Genomic DNA, 23,933 nt, shown 5'->3' with positions numbered 1-23,933 from the left:
GGGCATTGGCAGAACTGGCAATACCGCGGCGAGGATGCCGCACCTGATGCAGAAGGCTGGCGCGGGCCGGATCAGACGGGCCGCGTCCGGCCCCGACGATCAGTCGTCTTCCTGCTTCCAGAGGGTTAAAATGTTCTTGCCGTCTGCAGTGCGGGCATATTCCATCCTGCTCATGATCTTGCGCATCATGGCAATGCCCAGCCCTCCCTCGCGGCGCTGCTCGGCGGGCAGGCTTGTATCCGGGTCCGGCTGGTGCAGAGGGTTGAAAGGGCGGCCTGTATCCTGAAACTGCATCACGGCCTGAAAAGGCCCGGAGCGCATCCGGCAGCGCACCAGCACTGTTCCCTGATCAGGTGCGTAGGCATAGTGGGCGATGTTGGCAAAGACTTCTTCCGCAGCAACCAGCAGCATGGGCAGGGTGGCGGCAGGGCACTGGGCGACCTTGAGCTTTTCTTCCAGAAAGGCCAGCAGTGTTTCCAGATGGGCGTCGTCCGCCGTTATGAGCAGTTCATCCCATGCCAGACCAGTAAATTCCAGAGCCAGAATGGTAATGTCGTCCGCCTGTTCCACGCCGGAGGCAAAGTCGTCCACCCGGCGTAGCAGGGCCTGCACGGTCTGTTCCGCATCCATTCGCTCGGTGCCCAGCACGGCGCTTTCTATGCCGCTGAGGCCAAGGCGCTCGCCCTGGCTGTTTTCCGCCTCGCTGACGCCGTCAGTATAGAGCAGCAGACGGTCGCCGGGGGCAATCTGAAAAGTCTGCTCCCTGTAACGGGAATTGGGCATGGCCCCCAGCGGCAGGCCGTGCCCTGCTTCAAGCCATGCGTAGCGGCCCTCGGCGCGCCTGAATATCAGCGGATGTTCATGCCCGGCATTGGCGCAGACCAGCCGCCCGGTAGTAAGGTCAAGCACGGCCAGAAAGGCAGTGAGAAAGATATCCTGATCGTTCTGCGCCGTGAGGCGCTTGTTGGCCTGCGTAAATATCTCCGCCGGGGAAAGGCCCGATTCCGCAAGGCTCTTGATCAGGGTTTTGGCCGTCATCATGAACAGGGCCGCGCCGATGCCCTTGTCCGCCACATCGGCCACCACAATCACAAGCTGGTTTTTATCCCGCAAATAAAAGTCGTAAAAATCACCGCCCACCACCTTGGCGGCGCGCATGAAGGCAAAAATGTCAAAGTCTTCCCGCTCGGGATAGGCGGGGAAAACACTTGGCAGCGAGGAGCACTGGATGGCGCGGGCAAATTCCAGCTCTGCGTCTATGCGGCCCGCTGCGGCGCTGATGGCTGCCTTGAGGCTCTGCACGGTTTTGTTGATGCCGTCCGAGAGCAGCCCGAATTCCGGCGTGGTGCGCTCGTTGAGCACCACATCCAGATTGCCGGACGTGATTTTTTGCAGGTCTTCGTTGACGCGGTACACATCATTGATGACCAGCCGTTTGACCAGATGCGACACCATCCAGAAAATCACGGCGAACAGCACCACATTGCAGGCCGCGATGTACAGGAGCATGCTGTCGCGCGAGAAAAATACCTCGCTGCGCGGCAGCAGGGCAAAGAGGGTGTAGCCCTCCACCTCTATGTTCTGGCAGATGTACTGCTTGCCGAGAATGGTAACCAGCCCCTTGCCGTCTGGCTGTATGAGACCGAGGGCATCCACATTCGCCCCAAGGGGGACGGCGGCCTCGTTGCCCGTGCTGATGACGGCCCCGTAAATGGAGATGGCCATAAAACCGTTGGAGCCAATATGGTAGCGCGGGGCGATCTGGTCCACCGCAGCGGCGCGCAGAGCGGCTGTCAAGCGCTTGGGGGAATAACCGATCTGCACAATGCCCGTGCAGTCGCGGCGGGCCACCCCGGCATACTGAAAGGGCATGCGGTCAGCACCGCGCTCTTCAATATCCTGCACAAGGGCAAAATCCAGATCGCGCAGGGCTGGCAAAAATGCCGCGGACTGCGGCGAGGAGGCCATGTCGTAGCCCGCAAAGGGGCCCGTGGAGGCTATGATCACGCCCCGGTCGTCCGCAACGTTCAGCTCTTCCACATCCAGCAGTTTGCGCAAAAAATGCAGGATGGTTGGGACGTTAAGGATATTGGGATTTTGCGTGATTATGGCTGCAAAGGCCCGCGCCTTGGTCAAAGCGCCAGCATCGGAAATTTCGCGGATGTGGGCGGCATTGGTGATGACCATGCGCAGATATTTTCCCCCATCGTCCAGATTGGTGGAAAGCATGTGGCGGGCGTTTTCTTCGGCCTGACGGGTCTGCAACAGATAGGATGCGGCAAGCGTAAGGCAAAAGGCGGGAAAAATGCAGATAAAAAGCCATTTGTGAAATAACTTGTGCATGGCGGCCCGCCTTTGCGGGCTTGCCCGCTCTGCATTAGGAAAGCCCGAACCTGATGCGGCGCGGGCTTGCGGGGGTGCGGCTAATCTATGGTAAACAGATCCACAAAACCTGTGATGCTGAATACTTCCCTCACGGTTTCATTGGAGTGGATGATGCGCATGCCCTTGCGTTGAACCATGCGCTTGTGCAGGCGCAGCAGAATGCGCAGGCCCGCGCTGGAAATATAGTCCACCTCGCTGAAATCAAGCACCAGCTCGTCCGCCGCGCCGCAGTCTTCCTGCAAATCCCTGTCCAGCGCCGGAGCCGTCACTGTGTCGATCTTGCCCGCTATGCTGACATGCAAAACGCCGTCAGCCATTTTCTTGCAAACCTGCATATGGGCCTCGTAGTTATTTAGGTGGAGCAAGCGTATAGCTCTTGCATATTTCTACGATTACAGCGCCCCGCCCGCAAGAGGAAAATACGTATCGGCGGGGCGAGGGTGCACGGGCCTTGCTGGCGGGACGGGGAGCCATCAATTGAGGCCGTATGCTGCTATTCAACCCGAATGGCGTATTTCACCGCGTAGCAGTCGCCGCCCTCCTGCATGACGTAACTCATCATGTCGCATACATAGACATCGCTTTTCATGGTCAGGCCGGCGGCGCTGACCTTTTCCAGCATATCGGCAAGGGCCAACCTGTGCGAGGCATCTGTGCCGTTGTGGGCCAGAATGGCGTATTCTCCCTCTGGTTTTATATGAAGGAGGGAGGGCGGCGTGGAGCGCCGCACCCTGGTGAAGTAGTAGCGCTCAACATAGCTGCCCTGCCGTATGTCATCCAGGCAAAAGACAACGCCAAAGGGATAACGCGGTTTTTCTTCCTGCTGCTCGTATCCTCTATTATATTCCACAAAGCGTTGCACAAGTTCCCATTGCGACTCTGAGGGGCTTGCGCCTGTTGGCGTCATTTCCAGCCGTTCTGCCTTTTGATGCCGCACTGTCATGGTGTCGTACTCAAAATCCAGGGCTTCGCGCAGGCAGGCGGTCATGTCCTTGAGCATCAACCTGCGCTGGGCCAACTGGCGCAGCTCCTTTTCTGTATCGAGCTGTTTTTCCTGCAAGAATGACAGGAAGTCCTCGCCGTTCATGTTATGCAGGTGCGCCTTGATTTCCTTCAGCGAACTGCCGACCTCCTTGAGCATGGAGAGCAGGTCAAATTCAAAATACTGCTCAACCCCGTATCGGCGGTACCTGTTTTCTGAAACGTGCCTGGGTTTCAGCAACCCTTCCTTTTCATAGAACAGCAGGGTGCCTTTTTGCGTGCCGCAAAGGCTGGCAAATTCGCCTGAGGTGAGCATGTTCTTTTTCATTACATTTTTTCCTTGACTCTAAAGTAACTGTATAGTTTACGCTGGCAAATTACAGGCAAAAGGGCAAGCCCGGGATTGCTTGCCAACATGGGAACAGAGGTGTTTGTAATGCGCTGGTTTAGTATGAAAAAATTTCGACTGTGGCTGCTCGTGCCCTTGTGGCTGACCGTTCTCGCGCTTGGCTGCAACAAGGCGGAGGAGTCTGGCCCAGCCCATGCCGAGGTGCAATTCCTTGTGCTGGGGGAAGAAAAGCTGACCCTGAGCAGTACGCTGCCGGGGAGAGTGTCCGCGCTGGTAACGGCGGAGGTTCGGCCTCAGGTTGACGGCATTATCATTGAGCGTCTTTTTGAAGAAGGCGCAGATATAAAAAAAGGGCAGGTCTTGTACCGCATAGACCCGGCCATCTATCAGGCGGCCCACGCCACAGCCAGAGCCTCGCTTGCGGAGGCAAAGGCCGCTGTTACCGCCATTGCCCTGCTGGAAAAACGCCAGCGGCTGCTGATCAAGCAATACGCCGTCAGCCAGCAGGAGCTGGACAATTCCATCTCGCAGCACGGTCAGGCCCGCGCCCGCGTTGCCAGGGCAGAGGCCGAGCTTGAAACAGCGGCCATCAATCTTGCCTATACAGAAATAAAAGCCCCGGTGTCAGGGCGCATTGGGGCCTCTGCCGTTACGGTCGGCGCTCTGGTTACTGCCAACCAGTCATCCCCCCTGGCCGTTATCCAGCAGATTGACCGCGTCTATATTGATATGACGCAATCCAGCGCGGAGGCTATCCGCCTGCGCCGCGCCCTTGCGCAGGGCCGCATATCCGCCAACGGCAGTACAGCAAAAATCCGCCTGATGCTTGAAGACGGTTCGCCTTATACGCCGGTCGCCACAGCAGCGCATGCTGGCGAATCGGCCTGGATACAGGGCGACCTGCTGTTTTCTGAAATATCTGTTGCGCAGAGCACGGGGAGCATCATGCTGCGGGCTGTGGTCGATAACCCTGACGGGCTGCTGCTGCCGGGCATGTACGTCAAGGCTGGCATTGAAGAAGGCTCGGTGGACAAGGCCGTGCTGATCCCGCAGGGGGCCGCCTTTGTGAACAACACTGGCGGGCACTCTGTTTACGTCTTGCAGAAAGAAGGCGCGAAAGACGGGATTTTTCGTCTGACGCGGCGCGATGTGAGCATTGACCGCGCATACGGCAACCGCTGGATTGTGGGCGCGGGCCTCAGCGCTGGCGACATGCTGGTGGTTGAGGGCTTTCAGAAAGCGACCCCTGGCGAGCTTGTTCGGGGTGTACCTGTGCAATCATCGCAGGCCAAGGCCACCCCTGCGGCGTCTGCCATCGAGGCGCGGTAGTGTATGGCAGCTTTTTTCATCAATCGCCCCATCTTCGCCTGGGTTATTGCCATCATCATTATGCTGGCCGGGCTGCTGGCTCTTGGCAGGCTCCCTGTTGCGCATTACCCGGATATCGCCCTGCCGCAGATATCCATCTCTGCCCAGTACCCCGGAGCGACCGCGTCCATTGTTGACCGCAGCGTTACGCAGATCATTGAGCAGCAGATAAAAGGCCTGGACAACCTGCTGCACATGAAATCAACCAGCAGTTCCTCCGGCGGTACGGAAATTACCCTCACCTTTGCAGCGGGCACGGATGCCGATACGGCGCAGGTGCAGGTGCAGAACAAGGTGCAGCAGGCCCTTTCCCTGTTGCCTGATACCGTGCAGCGGCAGGGCGTTCAGGCGTCCAAAGCCGTGGACAATTCGTTCATGACAGTGGCTTTTTACGATGCCAGCGACACCATGCGCCCCAACGACATAAGCGACTACGTGGCAAGCTCGCTGGTTGACCCCTTGAGCCGCGTTCAGGGCGTTGGCGCAATCACCCTGTACGGTTTTCAAAATGCCATGCGCATCTGGTGCGACCCGGACAAAATGCGCCAGTACAAACTGAATCCGCAGGATGTTGTTGCTGCCGTGCGCGCCCAGAACGCCCAGGTTGCTGGCGGTCAGGTGGGAGAGGCTCCGGCCTTGCCGGGGCAGGAGATCAATATTGCCATCAACGCCTCATCCAGTCTGGAAACAGCGGAACAGTTTGAACAGATTCAACTGCGGGTGGAAGAAAACGGCTCCGCAGTGCTGCTCAAGGATGTTGCTCGCATCGAACTGAATGAAGAAAGTTCCATGGGCACCACATTTTTCAACGGGCATGCGGGCACGGGGCTGGCTTTCAAGCTTTCGTCGGGGGCCAACGTTCTGCAAACTACCAGGGGAATCAAGGCCGAATTGCAGTCGCTTGCCGCATTTTTCCCGCCGGGGCTCAAATATGCCTATGCCGATGACCGCGCGCCAATTGTGGAAAAATCCATACGCTCGGTTGTGCGCACCCTGTTTGAGGCCATCGCGCTTGTGGTCGCGGTGATGTTTGTGTTCATGCAGAGCTACCGCGCCACGCTTATTCCGGCCATTGCCGTGCCTGTGGTGCTGCTTGGGGTGTTTGCGGTATTTGCGGCAACTGGGTTTTCCATCAACACATTGACCATGTTCGGCATGGTGCTGGCTATCGGCCTTTTGGTGGATGACGCCATTGTTGTGGTGGAAAATGTGGAACGCCTCATGCGCGACGAAGGGCTTTCCCCAAAGGAGGCCGCGCTCAAATCCATGCGGCAGATAACCGGGGCACTGGTGGGCGTTGCCGTGGTCATATCCGCCGTGTTTGTTCCCATGGCCTTTATGCCCGGCTCCACCGGGGCAATCTTCCGGCAGTTTTCCGTGACCATTGTTGCGTCAATGGTGCTTTCTGTAGTGGTTGCCATTGTGCTTACGCCTGCCCTGTGCGCCACCATGCTGCGTGCGCATGCCAGTGGAACGGGCGAAGGCTTCTTTGGGCGCTTCAACCGATGGTTTGCCGCCTTTACGGAACGCTACAGCCGTGGCGTGAGCGGCATGGTGCGGCACCCCTTGCGGTGGGGCGTGGTATTTGCGGTTTTGGCAGCAGGGTGCCTGGCTTCGTTTATGCTTTTGCCTTCGGCATTTTTACCGGATGAAGATCAGGGCATCCTGTATGTTGACGTGCAGTTGCCGCCGGGCGCGTCACTTGAGCGCACGGAAAAGATTGTCAAAGAGGTTGATGCCTACTTTCGCAACGACGAAAAGGATTCCATAGAAAGCGTCATGTGCGTTATCGGCTGGGGATTCAGCGGTTCCGGCCAGAATTCGGCCATGGTGCTTCCCCTGCTCAAGGACTGGAGCAAACGCGGGCCGGGGCAGAGCGCCTTTGACGTGATGGAGCGCGCCACGGAACGGTTTTCATCCATAGCCGGGGCGGAAATAGTTGTGATGTCGCCCCCGGCGGTCATGGAGCTTGGCACTTCCTCCGGCTTTGAGCTGGAACTGATGGATCGCGGCGGCAAAGGGCACGCGGCCCTGCTCAATGCCAAGGATGCCCTGCTGGAAAGTGCGGCAAAATCCGCTGCTGTTGCCAGCGTAAGGTATAGCGGCATGGCCGATACCGAGCAGTATGATCTGCTCATCGACAACAGCAAGGCTGGCGCTTACGGCCTGACCAGAGCTGAAATAAACAGCGCCATCAGCGCCTACTGGGCGGGTGAATATATCAATGATTTTTCGGATAAGGGCAGAACAAAAAAGGTCTACTTTCAGGCGGAGCCTTCAGTTCGCTCCGGAATAGGCGATTTCAGGCGCTTTTATCTGCGCAACACCAAGGACGAGATGGTGCCGTTCTCCAGTTTTATCGGCGTAAAGTCCGTTCTGGCTTCCCCAAGTCTGACCCGCTATCAGGGCATACCGTCCGTGAAGATTGAAGGGGCCGCCGCGCCGGGGCAAAGCACCGGGCAGGCCATGGTGGCAATGGAAAAAAGCGCGGCAAGTCTGCCCCCCGGCTTTGACTATGCCTGGACGGGGCTTTCCTATCAGCAGCGCGTGTCCGCAAGCCAGGCCCCTTTGCTGTACGCTGTTTCCAGTATCGTGGTTTTTCTTTGTCTGGCTGCCCTGTACGAAAGCTGGACTATCCCGCTGGCGGTGCTGCTGGCTGTGCCCACGGGCATTGTGGGCGCATTGGGCGGCGTGTACCTGCGCGGCATGAATAACGACATCTACCTGCAAATTGCACTGCTGACGATCATTGGCCTGTCGGCCAAAAACTCAATCCTGATCGTGGAATTTGCCAGGGAAATGCACCGGGGCGGCAAAGACCTTGTTTCGGCCACGGTGGAGGCATCCCGGCTTCGCCTGCGGCCTATCATCATGACCTCGTTATGCTTCATTCTTGGTGTGGTGCCGCTGGCGCTCAGCAGCGGGGCGGGCTCCGGCGCGCAAAACGCCCTTGGCACAGCAGTGCTGACAGGCATGATCACCGCAACAGGTTTGGGCATTTATTACACGCCTCTGTTCTTCATAGTAGTGACCCGCTTTTTCAGCGGAAAGCTGCGGCGAAAAGGGCCTTCTGCCGAGCCTGCGGCGCAGCAAGAACAACATTGAGCATGCCATGATCAGAGATGATGATTTTGAAATACAGGAGGTTGCTGTGGCAAAATTTGAAACGGAACGTCTTGTCCTGAGACCTTTTGAAGCCAAGGATGCGGCAGGCTTGTTTGAAATGCTTTCGCACCCACGCGTCCACTGTTTTGCGTCTGACCGTCTGGATTCGATGGAAGCGGCGGTTGCCGACGTTGCGCGGCGAAGCGCAGACCCCGTGCAACTGGCGGTTTGCCTCAAGGAGCAGGATGTGATGATCGGGCTGATGTTTGCCGCGAATGATGAGCCGGATACCTATGGTCTGGGCTGGCATCTGAACGCCAGCCATGAGGGAAAAGGATACGCAAGCGAGGCCGCAAGGGCGTTCATTGATATTCTTTTTACCCGCAAGGGCGCACGGCGGATATATGCCTATGTGGAAGATGACAACATCCGCTCGCAAAAACTGTGCGAGCGGCTGGGCATGCGCAGGGAAGGGCTTTTCAAGGAGTTCATTTCATTTGTCAGCAATGCCGATGGAACGCCCAAATACGAAAATACATGCCTCTATGCCCTGCTGAAAAAGGAATGGGAAAACAGCCGGTAGCGGGCGCAGGGGGCATATGCCCCCCCGCGGGATGTGGGGCGAGGGAATCCCGCGCCGACAGATGCATAGTTGATGGGTGCGAGGTTGACGGGTGGGGCTGTTGTCAGACGCATTCCTCATCCGCATACGCGCCTTGCCAGACAATCTTTTTATAGATGTGCGGCACAGTGTCGCCCTCGGTGCTGATGAGCAGAACCGAGGCATCGGCGTTCAGGCCCAGAGCTGTGCGCTGGTCTGCCGCCGTGGGGCTGCTCATGAGCCAGTGCAGCGCGCCCGCGCCAGCCGCGCCAGATTCGCCGGAAACAATGGGCTGATCGCCCCTCACGGGCGCTGCCAGCATACGCATGCCGTTGGCTGCCATGTAATCCGGGCAGGACATGAAGGCCGCGCTGTAATCCTTGAGGATGCTCCAGGCCAGACTGCTCGGCTCGCCGCAGGCAAGCCCGGCCATGAGGGTTTGCAGGTCGCCGCTCACGGCATGGGCCTTGCCGTCGCCCGCCAGCGCGGAGCGGTAAAAGCAATTGGCGGCATGCGGTTCCACCACGATGAATCGGGGTGCCTTTTCGCCAAGGGCCGCCACCAGAAAACCCGCCACAGCAGCGGCAAATGACCCCACGCCAGCCTGAAGAAAGCAGTGCGTCGGGCGAATGGCGGCTGCGTCCATCTGCTCCAGAATTTCTGCGGCGAGGGTAAGGTAACCCTGCATGATCCATGCGGGAACCTGTTCGTAGCCGTCCCACGCGGTATCCTGCACCATCACATAGCCTTTTTCCTGCGCCAGATTCCAGCTCATACGCACGGTGTCGTCATAATTGAGGTCCGTGATGCTGCACTGCGCGCCAAGCGCCAGAATGTTGTTCTGACGGGTTTTGTCCGATCCTTTGGGCATGTAGATGATGCAGGGATAGCCCAGCTCGCGGGCTGCCCATGCCAGCCCCCTGCCGTGGTTGCCGTCCGTTGTGCTGATAAAAGTAATCTGTCCTGCGGTTGCTCTGGCGGCGGGGGCGTCAAGCATGCCTCGCGCAAGGCCTTCGGCGGGCAGGCGCATGCGCTCGGCAAGGCAGCGGGCCACGGCGTAGGAGCCGCCAAGCACCTTGAAGGCGTTAAGCCCAAAGCGGTGCGATTCATCCTTTACGCAGACGTTTTTCAGGCCAAGGCTTGCCGCCAGCCACGGCAGGCTCACCAGTGGGGTGGGGCAATACTGGCTGAAAGAGGCATGGTACGCGCGGACGTGTAGGGCCACGGCGGGCGAAAAATCGGTAACGGCCACGCCTTGAGCAGGCGCGGTGCGAAAGGGATTGAGCAGCAGGGATGCGGACATGGGCGGTTTCCTTGGTGGGATTGGCCTGCGGCCTCAGGGCCGGGCAATGGCAAGTATAGCGGCGGCTTGCCCATATGGGCAAGGGGGACGCTATCTTGAGGTAGCGCCGCGGCTCCGCAAAAAAATGGGAATACCAACAAAGCTGCTTGCCCTCACGTGCAGAAGGCGCCAAAGCAAAAGAAAATGAATGTTGCGGGGGACTGCGCCCTTGGGACTGTAGAAAGCGCACGAAAAAAGGGTTACATTTTTCAATGTAACCCTTTATTCTCAAGTGGCGTCCCCAAGGGGATTTGAACCCCTGTCGACGGCGTGAAAGGCCGTTGTCCTGGGCCGGCTAGACGATGGGGACGCGGTGTTGTTGGCTGGGCTGCAAGGACTCGAACCTTGATTAACGGAGTCAGAATCCGTCGTCCTGCCAATTGAACGACAGCCCAACGCGAGAAACGTGTATATGTGAAACTGCCGGGTAGTGTCAACAGAAAATCTGAAAAAAATGTTTTAGCCTGCATTTTTATGCTATGCCTCCAATCTTCAACGAGGTTTTGGGAGGCGGCACATGTGCAGGCACGTGAATGGAAGGGCGAGGAGGTGGTGCGCTTTTTTTGCTTTACCCGCTGGCGAAACAGCTCTGGGACCTGCTTACTGATTGTTAAACTTTGGACTTAAGCTTGACAATATCTTGCATAAAGGTATGTTTTTCCACGTGCGCCAATGGTCGGCAGACCAGAGAATTGGTGCTGCAAGTATCGGTTTCCAGCTGTTTCCGCGGCAAGACGCCTCATGAAGACTGCTCTGTTCTTTATGGAACAAGGTGGTCTGTGCGGCGTAGGTGCGGCTGGAGTTTGTTTGTTTAGCTTAACCTGTACGGAGGAGTTTGGGTATGGCATCAACAAAAGCCTATAATGAAGACAAAGTAGCCCTGCTTATCGGCTGCTTCATCTTCTTGCTGGCGCTGGGCAAGTTCGCTGGCCTGGATCTGCTGGGCTGGGGCCTCAAAATGGGCATGTGGGTTAACAGCCCGCTTGATTGCTGGAAATCGGCATCCAAAGGCATGTTGCCTGGCGTGGGGGCTTTGATCGCCAGCTATGTGTTCATTGCCGCCGTCATGTCTGTGGGCATCAAGCTCATGAAGGGCAACATCGGCAAGTTCCTTTATGGTTTTACCTGCATTTTCTTCATCGCCATCGCCTGCTACACTGTTGGCGCCAACGCCTACATTGCAGCCAACCCCACGGAAATCGCCAAGCAGGGCATCACCTGGTCGCTTGGTTTGAGCACCGAGGCTGGCCTTATTGTGGCCCTGGTCATGGGTATTCTGCTGGGCAACCTTACGCCCGGTTTTGCTGAATCCCTGCGCGAAGCCTGCCGCCCCGAACTTTTCGTCAAGATCGCCATCGTTATTCTTGGTGCCGAACTTGGCGTGAAGGCCGCCGACGCCGCCGGTTTTGCCGGTCACGTTATTTTCCGAGGCCTGTGCGCCATTGTTGAAGCTTATTTGCTGTATTGGTCCGTTGTTTACTACGTGGCTCGTAAGTACTTCAAGTTCAATAAAGAATGGGCCGCTCCCCTTGCTTCGGGCATTTCCATTTGCGGCGTCTCGGCGGCCATTGCCACCGGCGGCGCCATCCGCGCCCGGCCTGTGGTGCCGATCATGGTTTCCTCGCTGGTCGTGGTGTTCACCTGCATCGAAATGCTGATCCTGCCCTTTATCGCGCAGCACTTCCTGTACACCGAACCCATGGTGGCCGGTGGCTGGATGGGCCTTGCCGTTAAGTCTGACGGCGGCGCTATCGCCAGCGGCGCCATCACTGAATCCCTGATTCTTTCCAAGATGGCTGGCCTTGGCACCAAGTGGGAGCCAGGCTGGGTCGTGATGGTGACCACCACCGTCAAAATCTTCATCGATATGTTCATCGGCGTGTGGGCTCTGGTCCTCGCCTACATCTGGACTGCCAAGTTCGACAAAACCCGTGGCGAGCGCACCATGACCTGGAGCGACGTTATGGATCGTTTCCCCCGCTTCGTGCTGGGGTACCTTGGCACCTTCCTGATCCTGCTGTTCTTCTGCCTGTCTTCGCCTGAACTGCACAAGCTCGGCAAGTCCATGGCTGGCGCCCTCAACGGCTTCCGCGTCATGTTCTTCCTGCTGACCTTCTTCAGCATCGGTCTGGTGTCCAACTTCCGCAAGCTGAAGGAAGAAGGCATTGGCCGTCTGGCAGTTGTGTACATCGTGTGCCTGTTCGGCTTCATCATCTGGGTGGGCCTGTTCATTTCTTATGCCTTCTTCCACGGCATGACCCCGCCTGTGATGGCTGGCTAGTCCAATATACGGAGTAAGTTATGGAAACGAAAACGGAAGTTAAGCTTCACGAAGAAATCGAGAAGATGGAATACGAACCGCTGGATCCCGTTGAACTCAAGCTCGTTCACTGGAGCTGGGGCATCGGCGTGGTTCTGCTGGTTGTGCTCTTTGTCATCAGCAAGTTTGTCATGACCACGCACTAGACGTGCCTGACGCCCATTGATATGAACGCCGGGGAGGGTTTCCTCCCCGGCGCTCTTGTGTGCTGCGACTGTAACGAGCTTGCAGCCCTTGCAAGGTACAAATGAATACGCCCGGCTGTCACGGCCAAGGTTGCGCGCCATTGGCATGCAACGGGTGGGGCGCGACAACGTCCACCCCGCATGACCAAGTCTGCGGCGCATGACTGCCCCTTGCTCCGGGCTTGATAACTGTTCGTCCGGTATTGCCGACGAAACTGTGCGAAGGATAAGGCTATGCCGCATTATCATCTGCGCTTTATGAAAGGCCCCAATTATACGCTGAATCTGGAATTTGAGGCTGTTGTGGAGGCCCCTTCCTTTGAGGAAGCCTTAAAGCCCCACACCGACTGGCCCATAACCGAAAGTTATGACCACGCCACGGCCACGGCCTGGAACCCCGGCACCTGCATGTATTATCAGGAAATGTGGGAAGCGGCCCTGCTGCCCGAAGGTGAAAGCAAGTAATGCCCCAGCGCTACATAGTCAGCGCCTGTCTGGCAGGAGAACGTTGCCGCTATGATGGCGGCGACAATACCTGCGCGTTTGTGGTGCGGCTGGTCGAAGAGGGCAGGGCAGTGCCTGCCTGCCCTGAGATCCTGGGCGGGCTTGAAACGCCGCGCAGCCCCTGCGAACGGTCGGGCAACCGCGTTGTGAACCGTGACGGCCAGGACGTGACGGATGCTTTTGAACGTGGCGCGGCCCTTGCTATGGAACTTGCCCGCAAGAATGCCTGCACAGCCGCAATTATAAAGAGCCGCTCGCCATCCTGTGGATTTGACCGTATTTATGATGGCAGCTTTAGCCATACATTTTGTGCGGGGGATGGCGTGTGGGCAGAAATGCTGCGCGCCGAGGGCTTTGCCCTGTTCAGCGAACTCTCGCTCCCTGACGAATCCTGACCAGCATCAGACAAAAGCTGACAGTGCAACAAAGCCGGGCGCGAGTCGGAAATTTCCGATAGCGTGCCCGGCTTGTTTTATTGTAAGGCAGATAGCTGGCTGGCGGGTCGCTGCGATGCAGACAATTCAAGTTGCGCGATTCCCTCACGCAATGAATTCGGGCCTCTACCTGACGACATTGCGTCAAAAAAACACAGAATACCCGGTTGCAGCGAGTTTTCTCAGGCAACAGGCTGCGCGGTGGCGATGCCGCGCTCTGCAAGCGCAGCAACAACCTTGGTGCAAAATTCCGGCAGCAGTTTTTCGGCTTCCGGGGTCAGCCCAACCTGCATGGTGTGGTAGTCAAAAGGCTGTAGGCCAAAAACAACGGCCTGCACATCGTGCCCGGCCATGCTGCATGTGATCAGAGTGTCCAGAAGGTCTGTCTGGTGCATGGAATCGCGGAAGCTCAGGCTTTTACGCAGGTCTTCGCCTTCCAGCATATAGATGGTGCCGGGTTTTTCCGGCCCGAGCACCACGTCAAGAACCACCAGCGTATCGCAATCCATCAGCGTGGACATAAGCAAAAGGCCTTGCGTGCCGCCGTCTTCAAGGCGAACATTTTCCGGCCATGTGTATCTGGCCTGCAAATATTCCACGGCGCGTACGCCGAAGCCTTCGTCTGTCAGCAATATATTGCCGACGCCCATAATCATTATTCTTTTTTGTTCCACGTTGGCGCTCTCATGTGGGGGTTGCTGCCAGTGTGCGCACGGCGTCCCATGTGGATGCAATGCTGCATATCTGTGCAGTATGCCAAAATATTTTTCTCTGGTCTATGCTGTTCGCGCAACTGTATTGCAGGCTGTATGCGGGAAAGTTCTGCTGCTGTGCCGCAAAAATAAAAAAGGGCGGGGAATGCCCGCCCTTTTCAAAGCCAATTTACCGCAAGTCCAATGCGCTGTTACAGCACCTTGAACTTGTGCACTTCGTTGGTTTCTCCATCGATAACATGCACGGCGCATGCGATGCAGGGGTCGAAGGAGTGGATGGTGCGCAGGATTTCAACCGGGCGCTTGGGATCGGCCACAGGGGTGCCGATAAGCGCATGCTCGGCAGCACCCATGGCGCCCTTGGCGTCCCGCGGTCCGAGGTTCCAGGTGGTGGGCACCACGAGCTGGAAGTTGCCGATCTTGCCTTCTTCAATGCGGATCCAGTGCGAAAGACCGCCACGGGGGGCATCCAGGAAGCCCACGCCCTTGGCATTGGCAGGAACAGCATAATCTTCGACGATCTGCTTGTCCTTGGCAATGTTGTTTTCGTACTCGTTGAGCCAGTTTTCGGTCTGCTGGGCGATAACCAAGGTCTGGATGCCACGGGCAGCAGTACGGCCCAGCGTGGAGAACAGGGCTTCGGGGCCAACGTTCAGGGCCTTCAGCACGCCGTCAACCGCAGGCTTGATGGTCTTGTGGTTCTGACCGTAGGCCACCAGCACCTGAGCGAGGGGGCCGGTTTCCATGGACTGACCCGCATAGCGGGGAGCCTTGAGCCAGGAATAACGGTCGGTGTCGCCCATCTTGGTGAAGAAGGGTTTGGTTTCGCCTTCGTAGGGGGCACGGGCCTTGTCGCCTTCGTACCAGCTGTGGCGCACGTGTTCTTCGATCTTGGAAGGATCAAAGGGCTGCACCGAGCCGATTTTGCGGTCATAGATGACGCCGGGCTTGTACCAGCGGCTGTTGAGGTCGCGTTCGCCGCCAGCAGCGGGGAATTCGCCAAACGCCATGAAGTTGTCGGTGCCGCCCAGAGCCGCCCAGTCCTTGTACTGACCGGCAACCATGAGCAGGTCGGGAATGTAGACCTGTTCAATGAAGGTGCGTGCCTTCTTGTACAATTCGCGGAATTCCTTGATGCGCTGGGGCGACAAGGCTTCGTAGCAGGTCACGCCGCCAGCCACGGTGAACTGGGTGTGCGGGTTTTTGGCGCCGAATACGGCCATGCCCTTGGCAATTTCCACCTGGGCGCGCAGGGCTTCCAGATAGTGGGCGGTGGCGACCAGGTTGGCTTCCGGCTCCAGGTAGTAGCTCGGGTGGCCGCCCAGGAAGTAGGCGTTGGTGAAGGGGCCAAGCTGGCCGCTTTCGATAAAGGTCTTCAGTTTGGCCTGCACGGCGGCAAAGTCTTCTGCCTTGGCCGGACGCGGCGAAATGGACTGGGCCAGCTTGGCTGCCTTGGCCGGGTCGGCCTGCAGGGCATTGGCCACGTCCACAAAGTCGAGGGCGTGCAGGTGATAGAAATGCACCACGTGGTCATGCATGAACTGCATGGCCATAACGAGGTTGCGGATATAGGTGGCGTTGGCCGGAATGGGCTTGTTGATGGCGTCTTCAAGCGCGCGGGTGGAAGCAAGGGCGTGCGTGTAGGTGCAGACGCCGCAAGTGCGCTGGGTGAAGTGCTGGGCGTCGCGCGGATCGCGGCCCTTCAGGATGACTTCAAGGCCACGGTAAAGTGTGCCGCAGCTACGGGCGTCCTTGATTTTGCCGCCTTCAACTTCAACTTCAATACGCAGATGCCCTTCGATGCGGGTCAGCGGGTCCACCACAATGGGCCCGGTGTAGCTGCTCTGGGGCGTTTGTTTGATCTGGCTCATGATTCCCCCTAGTTCTGGTAGAACGGCGACATTTCGTCCCAGAAACCGGGTTCGCTGCAACCAATGCAGGGATGCCCGGCAGCCACCGGCCAGTTGGTCTCATTGAAGAGAACCTTGGGACAGTTGTTGTACGTCTGCGGGCCTTTGCAGCCCACTTCGTAAAGGCACCAGCCCTTGCGCGCTTCTTCCGAATTGAAGGAAGGCGCAAACTCGCCAGCGTCGAAGTGCTTGCGGCGTTCGCAAAGGTCATGCACGCTCTGACCAAAGAACATGAGCGGGCGGCCCAGTTCGTCCAGTTCGATCTTCTGGCCCTGCAAGAAGGCCACAAGTGCGCCGACCATATTGAGGGGGTTGGGGGGGCAGCCGGGAATGTTGATGCCCTTGACGCCCAGGCTGGCAAAGCATTCGTTTACGCCCTTGGCGCCGGTGGGGTTCGGCTTGGCAGCCTGAACGCCGCCGTAGCAGGCACAGGTGCCGATGTTGACCACGGCCTTGGCCTTGGGCAGAATTTCTTTGCAGATGTCGTACATGGTATGGCCGCCAATGTAGCCATACTTGTTGTCCATACCCGTAGGAATGGCGCCTTCGACCATACAGACAAAGCCATTGGGGTTTTCCACGGCGGCATGCAGGGCCTGTTCGGCGGCTTCGCCAGCGGCGGCCATGATGGTTTCGTGGTAGTCAAGAGAGATGGTGTCAAGAATGACGGCATCAATAAAGGGTTTGTAAGTGCGCAGCAGCGCTTCGGAACAGCCCGTGCATTCAGCGGCGTGCAAATACACCACCGAAGGACGACGCCCGGTCAGCGCAGCGGCCACCTCGGAGGCGAATGAGGGGCCAAAGCCCATCGTCACCGCCACCGCCGTGCAGAATTTCATGAAGTCACGGCGGCTTATGCCCTGGCGCTCTAAACGCTCTTCTCCGCCTTTTTTGCCCAGACCCACGGCAATACGCATAATAGCCTCCTGGCAAAAGTGAGTGAAAGGCTTTGCTCGGCCCCGCCACAGGGCCCGCTTGCGGCGCAACAAAATCGCGCCAACTCCGCATCAAGACAGCGGCGCTACAACGTACGAAAGGCCGCTCTTTTTGCGGCGCTGTCAGCAAACAAAAATCAGAAACTCGGGCGGTGCGTCACAGAGCGTATTGTCATGGCTATCCCCAGAATGCCTCACGCCACAGGGCGACCACCTGCTTCTTAGAATCCTATACTTCTACATGCAAACGGTCAATAGGAAGGAACTTTTTTTGCTTTCTCTTCATCAGCCGTACAGGAAATTTCCCAGGCAGGCTTGGTGGTTGCCTCGCCCCTTTGCTTGCGCTACGGTGCCTGAATCGCACGGCATTGCAGCCGGAAACATGCGACAATTTCCAACACAAGCACAGCAGAGGACGGCATGAAAACGGAATCTCTTTGTCTGCACGCGGGCTATGAACCGGGCAATGGCGAACCCCGCGTTCTGCCCATAGTGCAGAGCACTACCTTTAAGTACGCCACCACCGCCGAAGTGGCGAAACTTTTTGATCTTGCCGAAGCGGGCTTTTTTTATTCCCGCCTTGGCAATCCCACGGTTGACGCCGTGGAGCAGAAAATCGCCGCTCTTGAAGGCGGCGTTGGCGCGCTGTGCACCTCGTCCGGTCAGGCGGCAAGCATGCTCTCCCTGCTCAATGTGGCCCAGAGCGGCGACCATGTGGTGAGCGCCGCCAGCATTTACGGCGGCACGTTCAACCTCTTTGCCGTTACTCTTAAAAAGCTGGGCATTGAAGTCACCTTTGTGGATCAGACCGCCTCCGAGGCCGAGCTGGAAAAGGCCTTCCGGCCCAACACGCGCGCCGTGTTTGGCGAAACGCTCTCCAACCCCTCCATGGATGTGCTGGATATTGAGCGCTTTGCCAATCTGGCCCACAGACACAGGCTGCCCCTGATCATCGACAATACCTTTGCCACTCCCGTGCTTTGCCGCCCCTTTGAATTCGGGGCCGACATAGTAGTCCATTCCACCACCAAATATATGGATGGCCACGCCCTTCAGGTGGGCGGCGTCATCGTGGACAGCGGCAATTTTGACTGGGCCTCCGGCAAGTTCCCCGAATTTACCGAGCCCGATCCTTCCTACCACGGCCTCGTCTACTCCCAGGCCTTTGGCAAGGCCGCCTACATCGTCAAGGCGCGCGTGCAGCTCATGCGCGATATGGGCTGCTGCCAGAGCCCTCAGGGCGCGTTCTACATCAATCAGGGTCTCGAAACCCTGCCCCTGCGCATGGAACGCCACTGCCGCAATGCCGAAGCCGTCGCCGCCTATCTGGAAAAGCATCCCGCCGTGGAATCCGTCAATTATCCGCGCCTGCCCGGCCACCCGCAAAAAGCCCTGGCCGACAAGTACATGCCCAAAGGGTGCAGCGGCGTCATCTCCCTCTCCCTCAAAGGTGGACGGGAAGCCGGCGCGCGCTTTATCGACAGCCTTAAAATGATCTCCCTCCAGGTTCACGTGGCCGACATCCGCACCTGCGTTCTCCATCCCGCCAGCTCCACCCACCGCCAGCTGACCGATGATCAACTGCGCGAAGCCGGTATCACCCCCGGCATGGTGCGCCTCTCCGTGGGCGTTGAGCATGTGGATGATATTATCGCCGATCTGGAGCAAGCTCTGGGGCGCTAGGGTCTTTTTGACCGCTGACTGCGTCAGGCGGATTCTTTGCTTGGGTCATGCACGTCTATGTGCACTCCCCGCGCAGAGAATCCGCCTTTCTTGTCAGCGGGAACAAAAAATGTTGTGGAAAAAATGACCTTCCGAGCGGTCAGTTTTCCACAACATTTTCACGATAAAACTGTTTTGAAGCTTTGAGATTTTTTTTCTAGCGTCTGTAGCCCATGGCCCGCCGGATTTTCTTTGGGTCACCGCCGCCGTCAAAGCCTGCTTCGATCAGTCGCGTTGCCATGGCATCCCGGGCATTACGGCTTGTGCCGCCCATAACCACGGCCAGGATGCGGGTATTGCCGCGCTGGGCCGTAACAATAAGATTGTAGCCCGAGGCCACCGTCCAGCCCGTTTTCAGGCCATTGACGCCCCGCACAGAGCCGAGCAGGGCGTTTGTATTGGCCATTTGTCTGTTCCTGTGAGTAAAAACGCGGGTGCTGTGAAATTTTTGCGCGCCGGGGTGCGCACGAAGATAGGCGCGGGTAAGGCTGGCAATATCGCGGGGGGTGGAGCGTTGCCCTGCGGCGGGCAGGCCCGTGGGATTTTTGAATTCCGTGCGGCTCAGGCCCAGCCCTTTAGCTTTTTGATTCATGGCGCGCACAAATTGCCGCTCGTTGCCAGCCACACGCAGGGCAAGCGCCGTAATGGCGTCATTGCCGGATGCAACGGCAGCGCCGGTGAGCAGTTGCCTGACCGCCACGCGCTCCCCGTTGCGGAGGTGCATGGACGAGCCGCCCACGGTGGACGCGGCAGGAGTGATGCGGATTTTTTCGTCAAGGCTCAGCCTCTTGGCGCTGACGGCATCCATGGTCAGGAACATGGACATCACCTTGGTGAGCGACGCAGGCGGGATGGACATATCGGCATTTTTTTCAAAAAGCACCTTGCCCGTATCCATGTTGACCAAAATGGCAGCGCGCACACCCCTGGCTGCAAGGGCTTCCGTTGCTCCTGCAAGCAGAGTGGCGCATATGGCGCAAAAAAGAATGCTGAATACCGCCATGCGCCGCAAGCAGTCCATAGCTGTCGGTTCAAACCCATCACTGCGGGGTTTGTCGTCTTGCTGTAGTCTGCCGGGCTGTGGCCTGCCGAGCTGATCGTCGGGAGCAAACCTGCCAAAACCGGAATGTATGGTGTCTATCTTATCCATCGTGCCTATAGGTGCGGTTGCCTTCTTCCACTGCCTGAATGGCAAAAGCCAGCAGTACAGGGCCCACAATAAGGCCTACCGGCCCAAAGCTCGCCAGACCACAAAGTATGGCGATGATCAACACAAAGAACGGGGCCTTGATGCCCTGCTGCAAAAAGAGCGGCCGCAGGATATTATCCACGCCAGCCACCACCACAACTCCCCAAAGGGCCAGGCCCACTGCGGCCATGCTGTTGCCCGTGAACCAGAGCGAAAGGCAAAGCGGCACCCACACTATGGCCGTGCCAATGGCGGGAATGGGGGCCACGAGCGTGGCAAGCAGCCCCCAGAATGCTGGCTGGCGTACCCCTGCGAAAGCAAAGGCGATGCCGCACAAAATGCCTTGCGCCGCAGCCACCAGCACAACACCCAGCAGAATGCCCCGCAATGCCCGGTGGATGGCAGCCGTAAAGCGGCAGAGCATTGCTTGCGGTATATGGAATATCCTGCCGGAAATTTTGCGGATATGGCGGGCATAGGCGGTAAAGATCACCGTGAGCGTAAAGAACAGAAAGCTTGTCCACAGCACTGTCATGGTGCCGCCGAGAAAATCCATGCTTCGGCTCAGAAGCAGGCTCATGGCATCGCCGAAAAAAGCATCCAGTTTTTGCAGAAAATCGCTGACCATTTTTTCTGCACGCGGGTATTCTGCAAGGTTTAGCCGCCATTGCTGAATATTGGCCACCCACTCGGGCGGCAACTGAAAGTTGTTGGCTTGCAGCTCGCGCAGGCGCGCAAAACCAGCCGCCGCCTGCGGCGTCACCAGCAGGGCGAACATGGCAATGGGAACTAGTATGGAAGAGAGGAGGGTGGTTATGTACGCATAAAGGGGCAGGCTGCTTGAAAGACTAAGCCGGAATTTACGCCAGCGGGGGCCGCTCCGGGTTTTTTCAAGGCGTTTGCGCCACATCCGGCCCTTCATTTGTAGTGTCCGGTAGAGCGGCAGCGAAAGGCATGACAGACAGGCAGCCATAAATATGGTCACCGGATTGTGCCAGAGCAGCATATACAGCGCGAGCGCGGCCAAGAGGTAAAGCAGACGCGGCAGCGTTAGAGTCATAGTAGGCCTTGGGTTATGTGGGCGCGGCTTTTTAACCAGCGCCGGAACGTTGGAACGCGCAAGAGTAGCAAAAGCGGGCGGGGTCTGCCAAGAGGCGTAAAGGTATAAATACGCCCGCGCGGGTCTGGGCTGGCAGCCGTACGTCATATGCCAGTGCGCCATCACGGCGCTACGGCCCGACCGGAAAGTTTTTGTCAGGCGCGCCCCGCCGCCCTGCGGTTGTGCAGAGAGGCCGGAGCGCGCCATAAGGTCGCACTGCGTTATGTTTGCGCGTTAACGCGCTGCGGAAAATACGTCTGGGATAAAACCGTTGCCGCGAAGCCAGAAAGGCGCGGCGTCGGCTGGTGGAGACCAGGGCAGCAGCCCAGGCCTAGTTCAGCACGTTGCTGCCTTTAAAGCTGATGTTGATCACTTCGTAGGTAACGCGGCCACGCGGGATATCCACGGTCACTTCATCGCCTACTTCGCGGCCCAGCAGAGCCTGACCCACAGGGGAAAGAAACGAGATGGAACCCTTGGCGGGGTCGGCCTCGTCGGGGCCGAGAATGGTGAAGGAGCGTGCTTCGCCGCTGTCCACATCCTCAACCTCAACCGTAGAACCAAAGATGACCTTGTCCCCCTTCAGGGAATCAAGATCAACGACCTGATAGAGCGCCATGCGCGATTCAATGTACTTGATGCGGGCTTCAGCCATGCCCTGACGTTCACGCGCGGCGTCGTACCCGGCGTTTTCTCGCAGGTCGCCTTCTTCACGGGCTTCTTTAATGGCCTGGATGATGGCGGGCCGTTCGCTCTTGAGGCGGGCCAGTTCGTCTTCCAGCTTTTTGTAGCCTTGCACGGAAATGGGGATGCTTGTCATGGTTGCCATAATCTGACCTCACAAACGAAAAAAAAGCGCCGCTGCCCAGGCAGCGGAGCAAGCAATGGGGGGTATTTTCCGAAAAAAAGGCTGCACGGGCCGCAGTGGACTGTGCGCTAAACCCGGCTGTGTAACCGGGTGATTATCCGTAACAGCAAGTACACCCTACCTACTGGGCGCAAAACGGTCAAGCCCCGAAGCGCGCGGGCTGGAGAAGACCTGCCCTGCCTCTGCATAATGTCATGTAATCGACATGAGGTTCAGGCTTGCGCGGCAGTGAGCCAGCGTATATGTTGGAGTTGCGCCCAACGCGGCAGGCGCTTGCGCCAGCACGGCAGAGCTGCGTAAAACGCTTGGTTTGAGCGGCATATAACAACTGTATGAACAACGGCAGACTATGAAAAAATATTTGCGTTATCTTGGGTCGGTGCTTGTCACGGCGGTGTTTTTTCTGGCTGTGTACCTTTTGTACCATAAGCTTAAAAGTTACAGCATAGCCCAGATTCGCGAAAGCATAAGCCAGATATCGCACGGGCGGATTCTCTGCTCGTTGCTGCTGATGGTGATCAATTACATCATACTTGTGGGCTACGATTGGCTGGCGCTCAAAGCCATTCACAAAACCCTGCCTTTGCCCCGCGTGGGGCTTGTTTCATTTGTGGGGCAGGCTGTGAGCTACAACTTTGGCGCGCTGCTGGGCGGCACCAGCGTGCGTTACCGTTTTTATTCGGCCTGGGGGTTTTCGCTGGCAGAGATTGTGCGCTTGGTGCTGATGCTGGCGGTCACATTCTGGGTGGGCGCTCTGGGGCTATGCGGGCTGATCTTTATCATAAGCCCGCCTGTCATCCCTGACGACCTGCTGGCAAAAATGCCCATGACAGACGTGCGCATTCTGGGCGTAGTGCTGCTGCTTATTGCCTGCTCCTACCTGATCTTGTGCTGTACCGTGCGCAAGCCCGTGCATCTGTTTGGCAAGGAATTTGTCTTTCCTCCGCCGCACATTGCCTTTGCCCAGGCTCTTGTGGCCGGAGTGGACATTATCGCCGCAGCAGGTTGCATGTATGTGCTGCTGCCCGGCAACATGGGCATATCGTTTCTTGATTTTCTGCCAAGCTACCTCATGGCCCAGGTGGCTGTGGTGCTCACACACATCCCCGGCGGGGTTGGCGTTTTTGAGCTTGTCATACTGCACCTTACCCACACCACGCAGGCGCAGGCCGTATTTGCGGCGGTGCTGCTGTTCCGCATCATTTACTTTATCATTCCGCTGCTGGCAGCCGCATTGCTGCTGGCGGTTTACGAGGTGCGCCAGCGCAGCGACATGCTGCGCGAAACAGGCCGCTGGCTTTCCGTACTTTCGCACTCCATTTCTGCCTATATGGTTTTTGCAGCGGGCGTGATTCTGCTTGTCTGCGCCATGCTGCCGCCAGGCAAGCACATGCTGCACGCCCTGCGCAGCATGATTCCTTACGAGGCGCTGGCTGTGGGGCATTTTCTCACGGCAATTTCGGGCGCCATGCTGCTCTTTGTTTCATACGGGCTTGAGCGGCGGCAGTCGCGCGGGTTCCAGCTGGCGGTGCTGTGTCTTTGCCTGGGGATTGCGGGAGCTCTGCTCAACGGTTTTTCATGGATCACCGCATCCATGGTCAGTATTGTGCTGCTGACCGTGTGCATGGCCCGGCGGCGTTTTTACCGTTCGTCCTTTTTCTGGGAAGAACCCATCCCCGGCTACTGGCTGTTCGGTGCACTGGGTGTGCTGGCCTTGATGGCCTCTATTGCATGGGCGCTTTATCATCCCTCGTGGAATAAAGCCGCTGCCTGGGGTTTTGACCGCCCGCATATGGCCGCGCAAACACTGCTTGATTTTCTTGGCATTGCCGTGGGGCTGGCAGCAGGCTGGCTGTGGCGCGTCGCCTTGCGATTGCGCGCCCGGCGGCAAAAGGCCGCGCATCACGGGTAGCGCGCTGAACG

The 23,933-nt window shown here is 57.9% G+C and carries 19 protein-coding genes and 2 tRNA genes; 9 read left to right on the top strand and 12 right to left on the bottom strand.

All coding sequences use genetic code 11. The annotated features are described in order from the left end of the window. Nucleotides 1–99: 99 nt before the first annotated feature. The 3 genes from NE637_RS07795 to NE637_RS07785 all read right to left on the bottom strand — a co-directional run bounded on the left by NE637_RS07795 (nt 100) and on the right by NE637_RS07785 (nt 3,694). Nucleotides 100–2,343, bottom strand: coding sequence for a SpoIIE family protein phosphatase (locus tag NE637_RS07795; RefSeq protein ID WP_227118207.1), 2,244 nt, complete (start codon nt 2,341–2,343; stop codon nt 100–102). Nucleotides 2,344–2,423: 80 nt separating this feature from the next. Then, nucleotides 2,424–2,720: an STAS domain-containing protein gene (locus tag NE637_RS07790; protein ID WP_192112884.1), complete on the bottom strand. Its 297-nt coding sequence runs from the start codon at nt 2,718–2,720 to the stop codon at nt 2,424–2,426. A gap of 158 nt (nt 2,721–2,878) precedes the next feature. Next, nucleotides 2,879–3,694 carry a MerR family transcriptional regulator gene (locus tag NE637_RS07785; protein ID WP_215647815.1) on the bottom strand — a complete coding sequence of 272 codons (816 nt, stop codon included), beginning with the start codon at nt 3,692–3,694 and terminating at the stop codon, nt 2,879–2,881. 123 nt (nt 3,695–3,817) lie between these two features. Between NE637_RS07785 and NE637_RS07780 the strand changes: the two genes are divergently transcribed. The 3 genes from NE637_RS07780 to NE637_RS07770 are packed head-to-tail and all read left to right on the top strand — an operon-like array spanning nt 3,818 to nt 8,771. Continuing rightward, entirely contained in the window at nt 3,818–5,044 is a 1,227-nt protein-coding gene (locus NE637_RS07780) for an efflux RND transporter periplasmic adaptor subunit (RefSeq protein ID WP_227118206.1), read from the top strand. Nucleotides 5,045–5,047: 3 nt separating this feature from the next. Beyond that, nucleotides 5,048–8,188, top strand: coding sequence for an efflux RND transporter permease subunit (locus NE637_RS07775; protein WP_227118205.1), 3,141 nt, complete (start codon nt 5,048–5,050; stop codon nt 8,186–8,188). Between the two features lie 46 nt (nt 8,189–8,234). After that, entirely contained in the window at nt 8,235–8,771 is a 537-nt protein-coding gene (locus NE637_RS07770) for a GNAT family N-acetyltransferase (RefSeq protein ID WP_192112888.1), read from the top strand. 103 nt (nt 8,772–8,874) lie between these two features. Here the strand turns inward: NE637_RS07770 and dpaL are convergent, their stop codons facing one another. From dpaL to NE637_RS07755, 3 genes are all read right to left on the bottom strand, one after another. After that, nucleotides 8,875–10,092 (bottom strand): diaminopropionate ammonia-lyase, encoded by a 1,218-nt coding sequence (gene dpaL, locus NE637_RS07765; protein ID WP_227118204.1) that lies wholly within the window; start codon nt 10,090–10,092, stop codon nt 8,875–8,877. 272 nt (nt 10,093–10,364) lie between these two features. Further along, nucleotides 10,365–10,441, bottom strand: a tRNA-Glu gene (locus tag NE637_RS07760). Nucleotides 10,442–10,451: 10 nt separating this feature from the next. After that, nucleotides 10,452–10,526, bottom strand: a tRNA-Gln gene (locus NE637_RS07755). Between the two features lie 446 nt (nt 10,527–10,972). Between NE637_RS07755 and NE637_RS07750 the strand changes: the two genes are divergently transcribed. The 4 genes from NE637_RS07750 to NE637_RS07735 all read left to right on the top strand — a co-directional run bounded on the left by NE637_RS07750 (nt 10,973) and on the right by NE637_RS07735 (nt 13,535). Next, nucleotides 10,973–12,412, top strand: a complete 1,440-nt coding sequence (locus tag NE637_RS07750) for a putative sulfate exporter family transporter (protein WP_192112979.1) — start codon at nt 10,973–10,975, stop codon at nt 12,410–12,412. 20 nt (nt 12,413–12,432) lie between these two features. Further along, nucleotides 12,433–12,597 carry a hypothetical protein gene (locus NE637_RS07745; RefSeq protein ID WP_022660002.1) on the top strand — a complete coding sequence of 55 codons (165 nt, stop codon included), beginning with the start codon at nt 12,433–12,435 and terminating at the stop codon, nt 12,595–12,597. Between the two features lie 273 nt (nt 12,598–12,870). Next, complete coding sequence (locus NE637_RS07740; RefSeq protein WP_192112980.1) at nt 12,871–13,101, top strand: hypothetical protein; 231 nt, start codon at nt 12,871–12,873, stop codon at nt 13,099–13,101. Further along, nucleotides 13,101–13,535 (top strand): 2-thiouracil desulfurase family protein, encoded by a 435-nt coding sequence (locus tag NE637_RS07735; RefSeq protein WP_192112981.1) that lies wholly within the window; start codon nt 13,101–13,103, stop codon nt 13,533–13,535. The genes NE637_RS07740 and NE637_RS07735 overlap by 1 nt, the downstream gene beginning before the upstream one ends. A gap of 221 nt (nt 13,536–13,756) precedes the next feature. Here the strand turns inward: NE637_RS07735 and NE637_RS07730 are convergent, their stop codons facing one another. The 3 genes from NE637_RS07730 to NE637_RS07720 all read right to left on the bottom strand — a co-directional run bounded on the left by NE637_RS07730 (nt 13,757) and on the right by NE637_RS07720 (nt 17,114). Further along, entirely contained in the window at nt 13,757–14,230 is a 474-nt protein-coding gene (locus tag NE637_RS07730; protein ID WP_225529998.1) for a HyaD/HybD family hydrogenase maturation endopeptidase, read from the bottom strand. A 248-nt stretch (nt 14,231–14,478) separates the two neighbouring features. Next, nucleotides 14,479–16,158 (bottom strand): nickel-dependent hydrogenase large subunit, encoded by a 1,680-nt coding sequence (locus NE637_RS07725; RefSeq protein ID WP_215647810.1) that lies wholly within the window; start codon nt 16,156–16,158, stop codon nt 14,479–14,481. An 8-nt stretch (nt 16,159–16,166) separates the two neighbouring features. After that, a complete protein-coding gene (locus tag NE637_RS07720) occupies nt 16,167–17,114 on the bottom strand; it encodes a hydrogenase small subunit (protein WP_192112984.1) in 948 nt (315 codons plus the stop codon). A 438-nt stretch (nt 17,115–17,552) separates the two neighbouring features. On the opposite strand from NE637_RS07720, the gene NE637_RS07715 reads away from it, so the two are divergent. Next, entirely contained in the window at nt 17,553–18,815 is a 1,263-nt protein-coding gene (locus NE637_RS07715) for an O-acetylhomoserine aminocarboxypropyltransferase/cysteine synthase family protein (protein WP_192112985.1), read from the top strand. 196 nt (nt 18,816–19,011) lie between these two features. Here the strand turns inward: NE637_RS07715 and NE637_RS07710 are convergent, their stop codons facing one another. The 3 genes from NE637_RS07710 to greA all read right to left on the bottom strand — a co-directional run bounded on the left by NE637_RS07710 (nt 19,012) and on the right by greA (nt 21,962). Continuing rightward, nucleotides 19,012–20,004, bottom strand: a complete 993-nt coding sequence (locus NE637_RS07710) for a D-alanyl-D-alanine carboxypeptidase family protein (RefSeq protein ID WP_227118203.1) — start codon at nt 20,002–20,004, stop codon at nt 19,012–19,014. Next, complete coding sequence (locus NE637_RS07705; RefSeq protein ID WP_227118202.1) at nt 19,997–21,103, bottom strand: AI-2E family transporter; 1,107 nt, start codon at nt 21,101–21,103, stop codon at nt 19,997–19,999. Before NE637_RS07705 ends, NE637_RS07710 begins: the two co-directional genes overlap by 8 nt. A 370-nt stretch (nt 21,104–21,473) precedes the next feature. Beyond that, a complete protein-coding gene (greA, locus tag NE637_RS07700; RefSeq protein ID WP_022660011.1) occupies nt 21,474–21,962 on the bottom strand; it encodes a transcription elongation factor GreA in 489 nt (162 codons plus the stop codon). A gap of 397 nt (nt 21,963–22,359) precedes the next feature. Here greA and NE637_RS07695 point away from each other — a divergent pair, with 397 nt between their 5' ends. After that, on the top strand, nt 22,360–23,922 hold the full coding sequence (locus tag NE637_RS07695) for a putative bifunctional lysylphosphatidylglycerol flippase/synthetase (protein ID WP_215647808.1): 1,563 nt from the start codon (nt 22,360–22,362) through the stop codon (nt 23,920–23,922). Nucleotides 23,923–23,933: the final 11 nt, after the last annotated feature.

Source organism: Desulfovibrio desulfuricans, from assembly GCF_024460775.1.
Classification (GTDB): domain Bacteria; phylum Desulfobacterota; class Desulfovibrionia; order Desulfovibrionales; family Desulfovibrionaceae; genus Desulfovibrio; species Desulfovibrio desulfuricans_E.
Note: the sequence above shows the minus strand (reverse complement) of the source record. Positions and strands in the feature narration are given on the sequence as shown.